Origin of the sequence: Pedobacter sp. Leaf132, from assembly GCF_920984695.1 — a bacterium.
GTDB lineage: Bacteria > Bacteroidota > Bacteroidia > Sphingobacteriales > Sphingobacteriaceae > Pedobacter.
The window spans coordinates 309,954-326,484 of sequence record NZ_CAKLBO010000002.1 but is presented as its reverse complement, the minus strand read 5'-3'; the positions used below and the strand labels follow the sequence as shown (position 1 = coordinate 326,484).

15 protein-coding genes are annotated in these 16,531 nt (G+C 35.3%); 6 read left to right on the top strand and 9 right to left on the bottom strand.

The features are described 5' to 3' along the window. Positions 1-53 precede the first annotated feature (53 nt). Genes LUA86_RS05195 through LUA86_RS05180 form a run of 4 tightly spaced genes read right to left on the bottom strand, consistent with a single transcriptional unit; the run spans position 54 to position 5,265 of the window. The gene (locus LUA86_RS05195; protein WP_231459532.1) at positions 54-968 is read right to left on the bottom strand and encodes a carbohydrate kinase family protein; all 915 of its coding nucleotides are present in this window, start codon (positions 966-968) and stop codon (positions 54-56) included. A 4-nt stretch (positions 969-972) separates the two neighbouring features. Further along, positions 973-2,160, bottom strand: a complete 1,188-nt coding sequence (locus LUA86_RS05190; protein ID WP_231459531.1) for a glycoside hydrolase 100 family protein — start codon at positions 2,158-2,160, stop codon at positions 973-975. An 11-nt stretch (positions 2,161-2,171) separates the two neighbouring features. Further along, positions 2,172-3,509 (bottom strand): MFS transporter, encoded by a 1,338-nt coding sequence (locus tag LUA86_RS05185; RefSeq protein ID WP_231459530.1) that lies wholly within the window; start codon positions 3,507-3,509, stop codon positions 2,172-2,174. Between the two features lies 1 nt (position 3,510). Further along, the gene (locus LUA86_RS05180; protein WP_231459529.1) at positions 3,511-5,265 is read right to left on the bottom strand and encodes an alpha-glucosidase; all 1,755 of its coding nucleotides are present in this window, start codon (positions 5,263-5,265) and stop codon (positions 3,511-3,513) included. 241 nt (positions 5,266-5,506) lie between these two features. Between LUA86_RS05180 and LUA86_RS05175 the strand changes: the two genes are divergently transcribed. From LUA86_RS05175 to LUA86_RS05155, 5 genes are all read left to right on the top strand, one after another. Then, on the top strand, positions 5,507-6,508 hold the full coding sequence (locus LUA86_RS05175; RefSeq protein WP_231459528.1) for a LacI family DNA-binding transcriptional regulator: 1,002 nt from the start codon (positions 5,507-5,509) through the stop codon (positions 6,506-6,508). Positions 6,509-6,881: 373 nt separating this feature from the next. Next, positions 6,882-8,033: a Na+/H+ antiporter NhaA gene (nhaA, locus tag LUA86_RS05170; protein ID WP_231459527.1), complete on the top strand. Its 1,152-nt coding sequence runs from the start codon at positions 6,882-6,884 to the stop codon at positions 8,031-8,033. 147 nt (positions 8,034-8,180) lie between these two features. Further along, positions 8,181-9,185: an aldo/keto reductase gene (locus tag LUA86_RS05165; RefSeq protein ID WP_231459526.1), complete on the top strand. Its 1,005-nt coding sequence runs from the start codon at positions 8,181-8,183 to the stop codon at positions 9,183-9,185. 59 nt (positions 9,186-9,244) lie between these two features. Continuing rightward, positions 9,245-10,141: an AraC family transcriptional regulator gene (locus LUA86_RS05160; protein ID WP_231459525.1), complete on the top strand. Its 897-nt coding sequence runs from the start codon at positions 9,245-9,247 to the stop codon at positions 10,139-10,141. Positions 10,142-10,203: 62 nt separating this feature from the next. Then, entirely contained in the window at positions 10,204-10,518 is a 315-nt protein-coding gene (locus LUA86_RS05155) for an HPF/RaiA family ribosome-associated protein (protein ID WP_231459524.1), read from the top strand. 36 nt (positions 10,519-10,554) lie between these two features. Here LUA86_RS05155 and LUA86_RS05150 read toward each other — a convergent pair whose 3' ends face one another. From LUA86_RS05150 to LUA86_RS05135, 4 genes are all read right to left on the bottom strand, one after another. Continuing rightward, positions 10,555-11,295, bottom strand: a complete 741-nt coding sequence (locus tag LUA86_RS05150; RefSeq protein WP_231459523.1) for a menaquinone biosynthetic enzyme MqnA/MqnD family protein — start codon at positions 11,293-11,295, stop codon at positions 10,555-10,557. A 106-nt stretch (positions 11,296-11,401) separates the two neighbouring features. After that, a complete protein-coding gene (locus tag LUA86_RS05145) occupies positions 11,402-12,025 on the bottom strand; it encodes a histidine phosphatase family protein (protein ID WP_231459522.1) in 624 nt (207 codons plus the stop codon). 111 nt (positions 12,026-12,136) lie between these two features. Continuing rightward, entirely contained in the window at positions 12,137-13,330 is a 1,194-nt protein-coding gene (gene mqnE / locus LUA86_RS05140) for an aminofutalosine synthase MqnE (RefSeq protein WP_231459521.1), read from the bottom strand. A gap of 535 nt (positions 13,331-13,865) precedes the next feature. Next, positions 13,866-14,360 (bottom strand): hypothetical protein, encoded by a 495-nt coding sequence (locus LUA86_RS05135; protein WP_231459520.1) that lies wholly within the window; start codon positions 14,358-14,360, stop codon positions 13,866-13,868. Positions 14,361-14,484: 124 nt separating this feature from the next. On the opposite strand from LUA86_RS05135, the gene LUA86_RS05130 reads away from it, so the two are divergent. Continuing rightward, positions 14,485-15,600: a PLP-dependent aspartate aminotransferase family protein gene (locus LUA86_RS05130; protein ID WP_231459519.1), complete on the top strand. Its 1,116-nt coding sequence runs from the start codon at positions 14,485-14,487 to the stop codon at positions 15,598-15,600. Between the two features lie 159 nt (positions 15,601-15,759). On the opposite strand, the gene LUA86_RS05125 is transcribed toward LUA86_RS05130, so the two are convergent. Beyond that, positions 15,760-16,449: a response regulator transcription factor gene (locus LUA86_RS05125; RefSeq protein ID WP_231459518.1), complete on the bottom strand. Its 690-nt coding sequence runs from the start codon at positions 16,447-16,449 to the stop codon at positions 15,760-15,762. Positions 16,450-16,531: the final 82 nt, after the last annotated feature.

Genomic DNA, 16,531 nt, shown 5'->3' with positions numbered 1-16,531 from the left:
ATCTAATTAGGCTTCTATGTCATATTTACGAGTCGGTTTATGTTAATGATAGATTATTTTGATTTGTATAATGCGTATGGTTTTTCTATTTTGATTTTAGCAGTTTGAAGGGCATCGTTTATACTTTCTTCAATTGATTTTCCATACAAAAAGCTGGATAAAAAGCCTGCCCAGAATGCATCACCTGCTCCCGTAACGCTGGCAACAGATGTTACCGGAATTGCTTCTTTGTGTTTCCATTGCTGTTTGGCTTCTTTAAACCAAACTCCATCTTTTCCGCAGGTAAGGTAAATGCTATGTATATGTAAGTTGTTTAGCCATTCCATAGATTCTTGTATACTTAAGGGTGCGCCGGTGAAACGTTCTAAATCATCTAAACTAATTTTAAGTAATGGATTGAGTTTTATCAATCGCTTAAAAACATCTTTCCCATCTTCTTCCTGCCAAATGGATGGTGCAAAATTCCAATCAATAGAAATAAATTTACCTTTTTCGCTTGCCTTGCTTAGTGCCGATAAAATATTGCTGCGGGCGGGTTCTTTACTTAAAGCAAATGCAGTAGTATGCATTATTGTTGCCGATTCTATTAATGATTCTTCAATTCTTTTAATAGCAAAATCAGCATTTCTGTAAGCTATAAAATCAGGCGTATGTTCGTTTTTACCAACTAAGATGATGCTGGTTTGGCGGTTGGCAGAACGGCAAATATGGGCATCGCTTAATCCTGCGGATTTAAGCTCATTCAACAAAAACGTTCCCATATTATCATCGCCCACAGTAGCTACCAATTCAGCATTTACACCAAGCCATTTTAAATTGGCGCATAGGTTAGCCGAACTGCCGCCTTGATATGGTGTAAATTGAGCTGGATTTGCTAATGATGCAATATTATCATCAGAAATAATATCCACAAGTAGCTCACCCACTACCAAAACCTTTTTTGTAGAAAAATCTTCCATCTGCTTCATTAGTTTAATTAAAACTCAAAATTTTATTGAAATCTCTATTTATAAAAGCTTGTTCGCCAATAATTGCACCCGCGGCACTCCATGTACAATTAGGTACACCGCATGGATTTTTCGTACTTCCATGCAGACATTCATTAAATGCATCATCCTTTTTATTCGCTTCATTAATTTCTGCCAATAAAGTTTTTGCTAAATCTGCTTCACCACTAAGATTTAAAGCGGCAACGAGCCATCCATTCCATACAGCCCATAAGCCTCCATTATGAAAGTAACCCGGTTTATTTCTAAATCCGTAAGCATGGTTATTAACTAATTCATGCATATCAACATCAGTCTCCTCAATTGTTGGGTAAAAAGATGGCAGCATAGATCTTTTTTCTTCATAAAGGTTCTTGATGTATGCTAAAACATTATTTTTCTGGTCATCGCTTCCAATTCCAAGCAACAAGCAGAAGGTATTTGCCTGCAAATCAAAGTATTTGTAAATCCTGGCGGGATTAAAACCCATCAACCAATAATGTGTAGATGCATCCTTAAGCTGATGAAGCAAATTTCCAGCGTAAGCATTTTTTTGTTCATTGTACTTCCAATAATTAGATTCGATACTATTTGTAATCAGCATTGCTTTATCTTTCCACTCTTGTTTGTTTGATACTTTTGAAGCCAATCTGAGTGCCCAAAGCCGCAATAACTGGTCGAACAAAATGTAGCCATGCTGAATGTATTCATCTGCCCAGTCTCCACTTTGTGGCACATAAACTAAATGCTTACCATTATACTCCCAACATTCTAAAACCGAAAAGCACTTATCTACTTCTGATTTATATTTATCCCAAAGGCTATTATCTCTAGTTAAAATGGTATAACATGCTAAACCAATAACAGCCCACGATGGATTATCAGCTCTACCTGTGGTACCTCCATAACTGGCAGTTCCATCAATGGGAGATACATTGGATGGCATGAAACCATTTTTATTCTGTTTGTTAAACAATGTTTCAATGGTTATTTTAGCGGTATGAATTAAAGTATCTTCACCGCTTAACAATGCAGCTATACTGGTAATTACACCGTCTCTGGTCCAAACCCGTTTATAATTATCATGCTCATGCACAGCAGCCACAAATCCATAGGGAGTTGAAGCCGCACGTAGCAACTCAATAGCCAAATTATAGGATTGTGATTTTAACATATCTAAATAATTTAACTGTCTTTTCTTTTGATGCGTAATACCATAAAGCCGGCTATCGTTATTAATATCCCAGCAAAAATGATTGCGTTTTCGGGTTTATGACCTAATAAATAACGATATACATATTTGAAAGTAATGGTTTCTAAAAGCATAGGCAGTACAATAAACATATTTAGTATGCCCATAAAAATTCCTGTTTTAGCTTTAGGAATACTGCCCGCCAACATTGCGTAAGGTGTACCCATCATACTTGCCCAGGCTACGCCCAAGCCTATAATTGGGATAATAAGTAGCAATGGGTTATGAATCATTGGAAGGCAAATCAAGCATGCACCCCCAAATAACAGGCTCAATAAATGTACCTTTTGAGCGGTTATCTTTCTCGCAAAAAAGGCTAAAGGAAATGCAACCATAAAAGTGACTACATTATACCCTCCGTTTACATTACCCGTAAGCAATTGCGCCGATGCAAAACCATCAGAAGCGGCATCGCTGGTATTATAAATTGTTTTTGCTAAACACAGGGTGATGAACTGCCAATAGATAAACATGGCATACCAATTAAATAAATAAACAAAACCCAATTTTTTCATGATGGATGGCATAACTTTAAAAGCATCCACAATATCAGTCAAAACCATTTTCACACCACCAGGTTCTTGCTTTATCTTTTCAATTTCCTCAGCACTTAATGGTGTTTCTTTTGTGGTAAGGCAGCTATACATTATAGAACCTATTGAAACAACGCCACCGATAAAAAATGCTGCATAAGTGGTGTAAGGTATATTATTTTCGCTTCTGGCATTTAAACTTATAATACCTGCAGCAATTAAAATCCCAGGTGTTAGGTTTGCAAGTGTAATACCTAAACCGGTAAAAAAACTTTGAGTTAAAAATCCTAGCGCATGTTGATTTGGTGGTAATTTATCACTAACAAAGGCACGATAGGGCTCCATGGTAATGTTGTTTCCCGCATCTAAAATCCATAAAATGCCGGCAGCCATCCATATAGAACTGCTGTAAGGCATAGCAAACAGACAAATACTGCAGATGATGGCTCCAATTAGAAAATATGGTCTTCTTCTACCAAATCTGCTTGTGGTTTTATCGCTCATTGCGCCAACAATAGGCTGAATAATTAAACCTGTCATCGGGCCAGCCAGATTCAATAGCGGAATTTGGTCTGCATTTGCTCCGAGATAAGAATAAATCGGCGTCATGTTGGTTTGTTGCAAACCAAAGCTATACTGAATCCCAAAGAAACCCAGATTCATGGCAATGATTGAACCGAAATTTAACTTAATGGCTGATGTTACGTTATCAACCTTTTCTGCTGGAGCAACTATCATATTATGGTTGATGAATTTTAAAGGCTAATGATTGCCAGGCTTTCAATTTTACAGTATTATTATCGATAGCATTCATCCCCTCATAATTGTTGATAAGCAATTTCGCATTAACTGTATTTATATTTTTATCAATTGTGTAGCTTAAATCCTTTTTAGTGAAATTTAATATAACCAGTACTTTATCATTACCATCAACGCGTGTAAAGCAGTAAACATCCTGATTTTCAATATCATAAACTTTATAATCACCGTAAACAAAAACCGGTTGAGATTTGCGCAAAGCGACAATCTTTTTAAAATAAGAAAGTTCGCTAAATGGATTTTTTTCTTCGGTTGCAACGTTTACAGTTTTATAATTTGGGTTTACCTTAATCCATGGTTTACCGGTACTAAAACCTGCATTCGCACTTGCATCCCATTGAAGAGGTGTTCGTGTATTATCACGCGAAATAAATTTTTGCTTGTCTAAAAAAGCCTTTAAATCCTCTCTTTTTGCTTTGGCAGTTTTATAACCATTTACAGTTGCGATATCGCGATAATCATCTATGTTATTGAATTTGATATTTGACATACCTAATTCATCACCATTAAAATAAAATGGCGTACCACGCATGGTCATTATCAAAGTTGTTAACAACTTAGAAGAGTACGCTCTAAACTGCTGACTATCATCTCCATATTTGCTGACCATTCGAGGTACATCATGGTTGCCTAGAAATATGGCTAACCAACCTTTATTTGCAAAAGAGTAATCCCATTTGGTAAAAGCCTTTTTTAAATCAGATAATTTATAACCTTTGGGATCGTTCCCGATATCCATTATTTCAAAATGATACGCCATGTTTAACTCATGTCTGTCTTCATCAACCAAAGAATGAGCATCTTCCAAAGTACTGCCTGCACCTTCAGCAACCGTCATTACATTATATTTGCTGATAACGGATTTATTCATTTCTTTAAGATAGTTATGCAGATTTGGACCCATACCATAATATTTGATGATGTCTTTTTCGTAACCATCAGGATATTTTTTCCAGGTTGTATCTTTTGAAACATATTGAAAAGCATCCATTCTTAAGCCATCAATGCCTTTATCCAGCCAAAATTTCATCATGTCATAAACTTCATTCCGAAGTTTTTCATTCTCCCAATTTAAATCAGGTTGCTTTTGAGAAAAATAATGCAGGTAATATGATTTTGTCTCAGCCTCGTATTTCCAGGCATCGTTATTTACGTCAAAAAAACTGTAACGAGGTGTAGGTTTGCCTTTCTCTTCGGGCCACCAATGGTAATAATTTCTATAAGGGTTTGTTCTTGAGGATTTTGCTTGTTTAAACCATTCATGCTCATCGCTACTGTGGTTAAGCACCATATCCAATACCAATTTAATTTTTCGCTTATGCAATCCGGCAAGCAATTCCTCAAAATCCTTCATGCTACCAAATTCTTTCATGATGTTTCGGTAATCGCTTATGTCGTAACCATTATCATCATTTGGAGAAGAAAAAATTGGATTTAACCAAACGGCATCAATACCAAGACTTTTTAAATAGTCAAGTTTTGAGATAATACCTTTCAAATCCCCAACCCCATCACCATCGCTATCTTTAAAACTTCTGGGATATAATTGATAAACTATAGCCTCTTTCCACCAAGTTTTTGTTTGGTTATTTTTAATGTTGGACTGCTCCTGAGCATTTCCGCACAAAATAATACTTGCTACAATGAAAAAAATAAGGACTATGGATTTTCTCATATAAGTTTAATAAGCATCCACTTAAAAGCAGATACCTAGTTTTAGCATTGGATATATTTGGTTAATTGTTTTAAATAATCTGGTTAGCGCATTTGCTTATTCGAATTATTTATAAAATGAAGATAAGATTATAAGTATTAAAAAAGTTACTAAAAAATAAATTTTTAACCGCAAACGTTTGCGGAAACATTTGCGAAAATGTTTGTTGTGGAAAAGTTATATTTGAATAACCAAATATAAAATGATGAAACAGAATCCAACGTTGAAAAAGATTGCAGAGCGATTAAGTGTAAGCATCTCAACTGTATCAAGGGCATTGAAAGATCATCCTGATATTTCTGCAGAAACAAAAAAAAAGATAAATGAATTAGCAGAATTGCTCGAATACGACCCTAATCCTTACGCTGTTAATTTGCGAACACATAGCAGTAAAGAATTCGCTGTGGTTGTGCCGAGCCTTTCAAACTTCTTTTATCATTCTTTTATAAGCGCAATAGAAGAGCATGCAAGGTCGTTTGGTTATTCTGTAATCATTTATCGCTCATCAAACGACCCAGTAATTGAACAAGAAATTTTAAAAAGTTGTCGCCATAAACGGGTTTCGGGTATTTTTATAGCCATTACATCAGAAACAAAAGAAATGGAGCCATTTTTAAAACTTGATGTTCATGGAATTCCCGTTATTTTTTTCGATAAAGTACCGCAATATGAATCATGTAATAAAATATGTGTTGGTGACGAACTTGCTGCAACCATAGCTGCAGAAGAAATTATTAAAAAGGGAATTACTAATGTTATCGGCATTTTTGGCAACAAAAATATGTCGATAACTAAAGCAAGGTTATCTAAATTTAATTCTGTTTTAGCATCTAATCATACCGATATGGATTTGAAAATTGCCTATGCAAACAGTTCTGAAGAATCTGAAATACAAACCATGTCTTTATTATCAGAATTTGAAGGTAGAAAATTTGCTGTTTTTTGTATGAGCGATGAAGTTTTGGCGGGTTCTATGAAAGCAATACAACGGAAAGGATTAGTAATTCCTGATGATTTAGGCGTTATTGCCATTAGCGATGGCATGATTCCGAAATTATTTTATCCGGAAGTAACCTATGCTGAAACAAGTGGTTACAATCTGGGCAAGTTGGCCTTTGATAGGATGATGAGGTGTATTTCGGGAAGTTCTTTTGCACAAACCATTATTGATGAATCTAAACTTGTTGTTGGTGGTTCTATTTAATTCAAAAATTTTTAAAAAGTTAAATTTCTGGTAAATGCTGAAACATACAGACACTCAAATATTACCCCTAATTGTTGTAAGAATTATTTTTTAGCACTATTGACTTTGTAACAGAATAGTTATAATTTTCAAAAACTAAACTAAAAAATACATGATAGAGAAATTCAACTTAGTTGCTGGAGTACTAACCATGCTTACCAGTCTCGGGATTTTAATTGCACTTGTAAAACCAAACAGCAAGCGTGAACTTTAAACCTTAAGCCGAAGCATAGCCTTCGGCTTTTTTTATAAACGTTCGTTTTAGCAAGGTTGTAACACATCTAAATTTTGCGTTTAGGAATGAAACTTATTTGATTTTGTTATTTTTACCGCAATGGCAAAAATCATCAATCTAAAAATCTTCAAACAATTCTTAAAATCCGGGCAAGTGGGGGGCTTCCTCCTATTAATATGTGTTGGGGTTTCATTATATATCGCTAATTCATCTGCAAAAGATGGTTTCCAAACCTTTTTAGAAACCAGGCTAGGCTTCGAAATTGCAAATTACAGCATACTTACATGGATTAATGATGCGCTAATGGCAGTTTTCTTCCTTTTAGTTGGATTAGAAATTAAGCGGGAATTGGTTGAAGGGGAACTTTCATCTGTAAAAAGTGCAGCTTTACCAGTAATTGCAGCCTTGGGCGGAATGCTTGTTCCGGCAATTATCTATGTCATTTTTAATAAAAATACGCCAACTGCAAGTGGCTGGGGTATACCCATGGCTACAGATATTGCCTTTGCGTTGGCAATAATAGCCATGCTAGGCAAAAATGTTCCGGCTGGGTTGAAGATATTTTTAGCTGCCTTGGCTATTGTTGATGATTTAGGCGCAATTCTCATCATCGCGATATTCTATACAAATCAAATTCATTTCGAATACCTTGCAATGGCAGCTGCAGTGGTTAGCCTGCTATTTTTAATGAATTATTTCGGTGTAAAAAATTTGTTTTTCTACTTAATTCCCGGCGTGTTTCTTTGGTATTTTATTCACCATTCTGGCATTCACGCCACTATTGCTGGTGTGCTGTTAGCATTTACCATCCCAACTAATAATACAGATGTAGAATCTCCTCTAGAGAAACTGGAACACGCATTAACCTTCCCAGTAAATTATTTAATAATGCCAATTTTTGCATTGGCTAATATAAACATCACTATAGAACAAAACATGTTTGGCGGCTTAACCAGCTCACTAGGCTTAGGTATTATCGGTGGTTTATTCATCGGAAAAACAATAGGCGTAACTAGTTTTAGTTGGCTTGCTGTAAAACTAAAATGGGCCGAATTACCAACCAGCACAAACTGGAAACACGTATTGGGTTTAGCTATGTTGGCCGGAATTGGCTTCACCATGTCGATTTTTATTGCCTTGTTATCTTTTAATGATGATTTACACATTGCCGAAGCAAAATTTGCCATCTTAACCGCATCTATCCTATCGGGAGTTATTGGTTTTATTTTTTTGAAAACCAATAAATCTTAAGCATTCGAATCGCATATTTTCTTTGCCTCTATTTTTATTGTAAGAAATTATAAGGTTTCATAACGCCTTGATTTGCATACAAGATTCAGGGCTTTGCATACAACCGAAAGGTTCTGTCAGCATAACTTTGAATAAAAAAAGAGAATAATGGAAATACAGAAAGTAAAATTAGGAAATCAAGGTTTAATTGTTCCAAACATTGGTTTAGGTTGTATGGGCATGACCGGATTTCAAGATGCAAATATGTACGGCAAAGCCGATGAAGAGGAAGCAATTGCCACCATACATCGATCATTAGAATTAGGAGGTAATTTTTTGGACACTGCAGATTTATACGGCCCATTCAAAAATGAACAGCTAATTGCCAAAGCGGTTAATGGTAACCGAGATAAGTATGTAATTGCCACTAAATTTGGATGGGAAATTGATGATAATGACAACGTGACCTGGGCAATTAACGGAAAAAAAGATTACATAAAAAAATCAGTAGAACGTTCTTTAAAAAATCTAAATACCGATTACATTGATTTGTATTATATGCATCGATTAGATAAAAATACACCTATTGAAGAAACTGTTGAAGCAATGGCAGCATTGGTTAAAGAAGGAAAAGTTGGTTATATTGGTTTATCTGAAGTTTCTCCTGCAACGATTGAAAGAGCAAACAGTATCCATCCGATAACTGCAGTTCAAAGCGAGTATTCTTTATTTGAAAGAACAGCTGAAGAGCGAGGTGTTCTGGATACACTTAACAAACTTGGAATAGGCTTTGTGGCATACTCGCCGTTAGGCAGAGGTTTTTTAACTGGTGAAATCCGTAGTATTGATGATTTACCAGCTGATGATTTCCGCAGGGCGATACCGCGTTTTCAGGAAGCCTATTTCTATAAAAATATTGAGTTGGTAGAAGCTATAGAAAAACTTGCTGCCGAAAAAAATGTAACATCCTCTCAATTGGCCCTCGCTTGGATTATTAGTAAAGGCATTGTACCGATACCGGGAACAAAAAGAAGAAAATATTTGGAGCAAAATATTGAGGCTACAAACATTCATTTAACTGTAGATGAATTGGCTAGAATTGAAAGTATAGTTCCGCTGGGCACCGATACCGGCAATCCATACGATGAATTTAGTATGGGTTTAATCGATTAAAATATTTAGCGACTGCCTGTTTTGCAGTCGCTAATATTAATAATGTATAATTTAGCAATATGAATTCAATTAAGTCTGTTTCGGAGTTTCATCGCCTGCTCTCTTTACCTGAGCCTTTGCATCCACTTATCAGTATGATTAATCTAAAAGAAACTTGTTTTTTGAAAGATGATATTTGGAAAGGCTTTGTGAATCGTTTTTATTGCGTGGCATTAAAAAGGGATGCAAAAGGAAAAATTAAATACGGTCAGCAGCATTATGATTATGACAAAGGTGTGCTTAGTTTTACCGCACCTAATCAGGTACAATATCTGGATTTAGAAACGATGGAATGTGGTTCGGGTTATCTACTTATTTTTCATCCAGACTTTTTACTAAAACATCCTTTAGCAAATGCCATTAGCACCTATGGTTTTTTCGATTATGCGGTAAATGAAGCACTTCACCTTTCTGCAGATGAAGAGGATAACCTTATAAACATTTTAAACAAAATCCATGTAGAGTGCAAACATATCGACCGCCATACTCAGGAAATCATTCTTTCGCAGATAGAGTTATTACTCAACTACTCCAAACGTTTTTACGAGCGGCAATTTATCACCAGAAAAAACAACAACAATCAAATTTTAGTTCGCTTTGAGCAGTTTATGGATGGTTATTTTGCAAACAATGATAAAACTAATCAAGGTTTGCTGACCGTGAAGTTAATTGCTGAACACATGAATTTATCTCCCAATTATTTAAGCGATTTATTAAGGGTGCATACTGGTCAGAATACGCAGCAACATATCCACGAGAAACTCATTGAAAAGGCTAAAGAGAAACTATCAACATCAAATTTATCTATCAGCGAAATCGCTTATTATTTGGGTTTTGAACATTCACAGTCGTTTAGCGCACTTTTTAAAAAGAAAACGGATATGTCGCCAGTAGAATTTAGACAATCATTTAACTAAAATTCAAAACGTTTAGCTACTTTGTCTGTTATAATATTATTATTTAACCTAATTCATTTATTATGACGATTCAATTGAATACCGACAAAAACCTAACGATACACCAGGAATACGAAGAAAAAATACAAACACAGATAACCGAATCTTTGAGCCGTTTTAGTGATTTAATAACCCGTTTAGAAGTTCACCTTACTGATGAAAATGGAAGTAAAGATGGTTTAGAAGATAAACGCTGCTTATTAGAAGCCAGAATTTCTGGTAAAGAGCCAGTTGCGGTTACCAGTTTTGGAAATACATACGATTTAGCCATTACAGGTGCGTTATCTAAACTTAAAAGCAAATTAGAAACCATAGCCGGAAAGCTAAAAACACATTAAAATATAAAAGGCAATCTAAAACAGATTGCCTTTTGCTTATACTTTCTCTTTCTCGAGGGCTTCAATATAGCCTAGAAATAGCTTCATAGCTTTCATTCTATCCTCTGTTACTTCAAACTGAAGTTTATTGTACAAATAATCTTTCAAATCGAAATTATCTGTTTGAGGCAATTGTTTTAAAACCTCATCCCGATGGGATAAACCAAGTTTCAGAGCTGCATTAAATTCATTTTTAAAGGATGAAGAAATTTCTTTATTGGCTACCCACGCTGCGTACATAAACGGCAATCCGGTAAAATTTTTCCACTCTTCTCCTAAATCATAAGCGAAAGCATAATCATCCTTTTTACCAAATGTTCTGTCGCCTATTAAAACTATGGCATCTGTTTCTTCCGTGATAGTTGTTGTAAATTCAACATCTCGTTTCCAATGAAATTTAAGCAGAACTTTAGCCAGATTGTTTGAAGTACGGGAATGCGCATCTAACATCACTGTCTTAATTTCTCTTACCGGAACACTGCTAAAAATGAAAACTGAATTAACAGCGCCATCGCTCCCTATGCAGTAATCTGCAACAATGTTAGCATTCGGCACAAACGGAATTGCAGCCACAGGCATTAAACCTATATCTACTTGACCACTAATTACTTTAGCAGCACAATCTGAAGGAATATCTAAGCTTAAATCTATTTTATTTATAATATCAGAATGCTCAATTCCATATATAAATGCTTTGGTGTTGGTGTAAGCAACAGCCGATATTTTAATTTTATTCAAGGAATTATTTTAAGTTTAAAATTTATGCTGCCAGTGCAAGACATGAAGCACTCTTAAATTGCTTTGGTAGAGATTGCATCTCACATCGCAATGATGAATTATCCGATTACCCAATCACCAGCCCATCCAAATGAACAGCGCTATTAAACTCAAGTACGCTAAACTTGCCGTCTTCAAAACCCATTTTATATAAAACTGTATTTTGATGAGGAAATTCTGTCATTTCACTCAATGGTTTATTAAGCAGCAAACAAAGAAAAACACGCATTGCTCTACCATGCATACAAAGCAAAACTGTTTTTTCTTCAGGTCGGGAAGCTAACAATTCCATTGGTTGTTTCAAACGTTCATAAACATCTTGAACACTTTCACCACCTTCAAAATGAGCAGAGTAGTCGCCTTGCTCCCAAGCTTGTAACATTTCACGAAAGGCATCTCTAGAATCTTGCGTATTAGGTTTGCCTTCCCAAACACCCCATGCTAACTCATCTAAGCCAGAAAGTTTTTCCCAGGGTAATCCAGCATCTATAAACTTTTGTACGGTTTGCCAGGTGCGCTTTAAATCTGAGGTATAAATTTTATCAAAAGAAATATCTTTATATTTTTGATAAAAAGCATCCGCTTGAGCCCTACCAGTATCATTTAAATCAGAATTTATACCTCTACCTTGTACTATTCCTTGCTTATTAAGTTCTGTTTCGCCGTGGCGGATGATATAAATATGCTTCATTTTAATTTATTGGGTGATTTGAGTTTTGAATTATAGAATGACTGATTGATTGCATTTTGAATGATAGATTGTGGTAAGGGTGTTGCAAGAATTCACTTAATCTATCACTCATTAATTTATAACTGGTAATTTATAATATGCTGGTTTCTTTTCTTCTTCAAAAACTACATTTGTAAAATCGGTAACCACATTGTATAAAGTATCACGCTCGATAGCTTGTCTGCCAACCTGTTTAATAAGGTTTACCAATTCTTTTGTACTCATTGCAGGTGTTTGCTCTTCAGCACCAGCCATCGAATAAATTTTTGTGGTATCATCTAAAGTTCCGTCAATATCATCAACGCCATAATTAAGAGATAATTGAGCAGTTTCTCTGCTAATCATTGCCCAATAGGCTTTTATGTGGTCGAAATTATCCATGTAAATCCTCGCGATAGCATAATTCCTCAAATCTTCTATCACTGAAGATTCAGGAACTGCACTCATTTGGTTATGCTGATTTCTAAATTTTAGAGGAATAAATGTTTGAAAACCTCCTGTTTTATCTTGCAATTCACGAAGCTTTTGCATGTGATCAACACGGTGCTCAAATTTCTCAATATGTCCATAAAGCATGGTTGCATTACTTCGCATACCCAATTTATGCCATTCTTCATGTATTGTCAGCCACTGCTCGCCAGTACATTTATCTTTCGCAATTTGTTCTCTTATCTCCGGATGAAAAATTTCTGCACCACCACCCGGCATAGATTGTAAGCCAGCCTCTTTCATTAACTTCATTCCGGTAGCATAATCAACCTTCGCTTTTTTGAAGATGTAATGATATTCAACCGGTGTTAAAGCTTTAACATGCAAATCTGGTCTGTGCGCTCTAATTGCAGAAAATAAGGCTGCGTAAAACTCCATATCGTATTGCGGTAAAACACCACCCACAATGTGAACTTCTGTTACCGGCTCGTTATCATATTTCCTAACGATATCGAGCATTTGCTCCATAGTTAGCGCCCAGCCTTCTTCCTTCTGTTTAATTAAACGGGAGTAAGAGCAAAATTTACAATCGTAAACACAAAGGTTTGTAGGTTCTAAATGAAAATTACGGTTAAAATATGTTTTATCGCCATGTTTTGCCTCTCTGATAAAATTGGCTAAAACACCTAAATAACCTAATTCGGCGTGTTCGTACAGATAAACACCTTCATCAAAAGTAATTCGTTCTTTGTTAAGTACTTTGTGCGCTATATTTTGTAATTCAGTTGATAATGATGTATCAGCTAATATTTTTTCAACTTGCTCAGTTGTATTCATTCCTGATTTATTTTAAACAAAAATACAATAATGAGTCGATTAGAACATCATTTTCTTGCAACAAACCATGAGTTAACCATAGATTATTAGGTTTTTTGTTTATAACAGTGCGATAATAGATTGCCACGGAAACATGGAAAATATTCTATGAACTGGTTTGCCACAGATTAGCGGATTTGGTATTTCCTAATTGAGCAATGAAATAGTAGTTGCCACGGAAGCATGGAAAATATTCTATGAACTGGTTGCCACAGATTAGCAGATTTGGTATTTGTTAAATTGAGCAATGAAATAGTAGTTGCCACGAAAACACGGAAAGTATTTTACAAACTGGCTCGCCACAGATTAACAGATTTTTGTTATTAGGCATTAAGTAAATGAAATTAAAGTTGCCACGGATGCACGGAACACACGGGAAATTTATCTTCTTAAATCCGTGTTTCCGTGGCAGAGAGATATGAATATAAAAATCTGTCGCCAACAAGAAAGCACCTCTTTTCAGAAGTGCTTTCCATTATATTGATAGAACTGAGCCTTATTTTACCGCTGGTGAAAATGATAAAACGATATTAGCTGTTTTACCACCAAATTCGATTGGAGATTTCATCACCATATTACCTTTAGAAAGTTGAGATAAAACTAAACGGTAACCTTCTGTTACATTTTTAGCTTTATCACCTTCAAAAATTTTCTTGAATTGAAAAGTTTCTTCTGATGGAGTTGATGACCAGAAAATTGTTTGCATCACCTCACCGCAACTGCTTGTTGCTGGTAATGTATATGATCCATTTCCGCTATTTGTTAATCTCCAGGTACTACCTTCAAAGCATTTGTATGATTTTTCACCAAATAACCCTTGAACGGCTTGATCTGGCAAACCTTCTAAAGTAATATTATTCAAAACCCAGTTGCCAGTAACTGTACCTCTACCACCATTAATACCAGTTGTTGCATTTTTTGTTGATGAGCAACTTTGTAACATTACCAAAGTAGAACATGCTATTGCAATAGCTATAAAAAATCTTTTCATTTTAGTTTAATTTTAATTTTATGCGAAACTGAATACATAAATCTTGCCAAAACAATAATGAACCTTAAATTAGCATCGAATTATTAAATTGCACTGCAAATATTCGTTTTAAAAATAAATCATCATGAAACCCGAAACCCTTGCTATTCACGCTTCTAATCTTATTAAAAATACTACCGGAGATGTTACGCCACCAATAAACTTATCTACAACTTTTTTTAGAGATGAATACGGCGGATATCCCGGCGGACACATGTATAGTCGCGTGAGCAACCCAAACCGGTCTGCTTTAGAAAACACAATGGCGAAATTGGAACATGGAGAAGATGCAGCAGCCTTTGCCTCAGGCAATAATTGCGGTCTCAGCTTATTTCAGGCGCTAAAACCCGGCAGCCATATTATTGCACCCGATGATATGTATTGGGGGATAAAAAAACAATTGCTTACTATTTTTAATGAAATTTTAGAGTTCGATTTTGTTGACCAGACCGATTTAGAACTGATAAAATCTTCTATCAAACCAAATACAAAATTAATATGGATTGAAACACCATCAAACCCGTTGCTAAAGGTTACAGATATTGAAGAAATTTCGAAGATTGCAAAGTCACATCAAATAACTTTGGCTTGCGATAGTACATTTGCATCGCCAATTTTGCAAAATCCTATCTTATTAGGTGCAGATATTGTAATGCACAGCAGTACAAAATATATTGGTGGCCACAGCGATGTTTTGGGTGGAGTTTTAGTTACCGCAAAGAAAGATGAGCTTTGGGAGAAAATTAAAAACATTCAGCAAACCGGTGGGGCTGTTCCATCTCCGTTTGATTGCTTTTTACTTTGCAGAAGCATAAAAACTTTAGCCTACCGGATGAAAGGCCATTGCGAAAATGGTAAAAAAGTTGCTCATTATTTAGTTAATCATCCTAAAGTTGAGGCTGTTTTTTCCCCTGGATTGACAACACATCCTCAACATGAAATTGCTAAAAAACAAATGAAAGATTTTGGTGGTATGATGTCGTTTTTGGTTAAGGGAGATGTTGAAGAAACCAGTAAAGTAGTAAATAGGGTAAAATTATTCGCACAAGCCACAAGTTTAGGCGGTGTAGAGAGTTTAATCGAACATCGATATTCTGTTGAAGGACCAGACAGCAAAACACCTAAAAATTTACTCAGAATTTCAGTTGGATTAGAGCATGTTGATGATATTATTGCCGATTTAGAACAAGCTTTAAGCTAATGACCTAAATAAAAAACGGCATCATTAATTGTTGGTCATTCTCAGCTTATCGAAGAAATTTCTAAACATCTAAGACAGCGTGTAGACAAGCTCAACGTGACATAAAATAAAAAGCCCCGAATTTTTATAAATCCGGGGCTTATATTTTATTAGGTTATTTTATGATAGCTCAAATTTATAACCCACTCCTTTTACTGTAGATACATAACGTTCGCCTAATTTTTCGCGTAATTTACGAATGTGAACGTCGATGGTTCGATTAGTTACTACAACAGAATCTTCCCAAATATTCTTTAAAATTGATTCTCTTGTATAAACTTTACCTGGTTTAGAAGCTAGCAAATAAAGTAATTCAAATTCTTTTTTCGCTAACACCACTTTGTTACCATCTTGAAAAACCAAATAAGCTTCACGGTCGATAACTAAATCGCCGATTTCTAACTTATTTTCCGATACTTCTTCTGTGCCGGCATTTCTTCTTAAAATAGCATTTATGCGACTAACTAATGCTCTTGGTTTAATTGGTTTTGCGATATAATCATCGGCACCAACATTAAATCCTGCAATTTCTGAATATTCCTCGCTTCTGGCGGTTAAAAAAACCATGAAAGTATTTTTAAACTCAGGTATTGCTCTCATCAAACGGCAAGCTTCAATTCCGTCCATTTTCGGCATCATGATATCCAAAATAATTAAATCTGGATGAACCTTTTTAGCTACAGTAATTCCTTCTTGTCCATTAGAAGCAGTAAATACCTGGTAACCTTCTTTCTTTAGGTTGTACTCAATCAGTTCCAGAATATCTGGTTCATCATCAACAATTAATATTTTCTGACCTACGTTGTTCATTAGTTAAATATTTGTTACGAAAGTACTGTCTATGATGTAATATTCAGTTAAGCCTAAGTTAAGAAATTGTTAATAACTTCAA

Coding starts and splice junctions, on each gene's coding strand:
- LUA86_RS05195 (WP_231459532.1), bottom strand. CDS start 968: ATGAAGCAGATGGAAGATTTTTCTACAAAAAAGGTTTTGGTAGTGGGT.
- LUA86_RS05190 (WP_231459531.1), bottom strand. CDS start 2,160: ATGTTAAAATCACAATCCTATAATTTGGCTATTGAGTTGCTACGTGCG.
- LUA86_RS05185 (WP_231459530.1), bottom strand. CDS start 3,509: ATGATAGTTGCTCCAGCAGAAAAGGTTGATAACGTAACATCAGCCATT.
- LUA86_RS05180 (WP_231459529.1), bottom strand. CDS start 5,265: ATGAGAAAATCCATAGTCCTTATTTTTTTCATTGTAGCAAGTATTATT.
- LUA86_RS05175 (WP_231459528.1), top strand. CDS start 5,507: ATGATGAAACAGAATCCAACGTTGAAAAAGATTGCAGAGCGATTAAGT.
- nhaA (WP_231459527.1), top strand. CDS start 6,882: ATGGCAAAAATCATCAATCTAAAAATCTTCAAACAATTCTTAAAATCC.
- LUA86_RS05165 (WP_231459526.1), top strand. CDS start 8,181: ATGGAAATACAGAAAGTAAAATTAGGAAATCAAGGTTTAATTGTTCCA.
- LUA86_RS05160 (WP_231459525.1), top strand. CDS start 9,245: ATGAATTCAATTAAGTCTGTTTCGGAGTTTCATCGCCTGCTCTCTTTA.
- LUA86_RS05155 (WP_231459524.1), top strand. CDS start 10,204: ATGACGATTCAATTGAATACCGACAAAAACCTAACGATACACCAGGAA.
- LUA86_RS05145 (WP_231459522.1), bottom strand. CDS start 12,025: ATGAAGCATATTTATATCATCCGCCACGGCGAAACAGAACTTAATAAG.
- mqnE (WP_231459521.1), bottom strand. CDS start 13,330: ATGAATACAACTGAGCAAGTTGAAAAAATATTAGCTGATACATCATTA.
- LUA86_RS05135 (WP_231459520.1), bottom strand. CDS start 14,360: ATGAAAAGATTTTTTATAGCTATTGCAATAGCATGTTCTACTTTGGTA.
- LUA86_RS05130 (WP_231459519.1), top strand. CDS start 14,485: ATGAAACCCGAAACCCTTGCTATTCACGCTTCTAATCTTATTAAAAAT.
- LUA86_RS05125 (WP_231459518.1), bottom strand. CDS start 16,449: ATGAACAACGTAGGTCAGAAAATATTAATTGTTGATGATGAACCAGAT.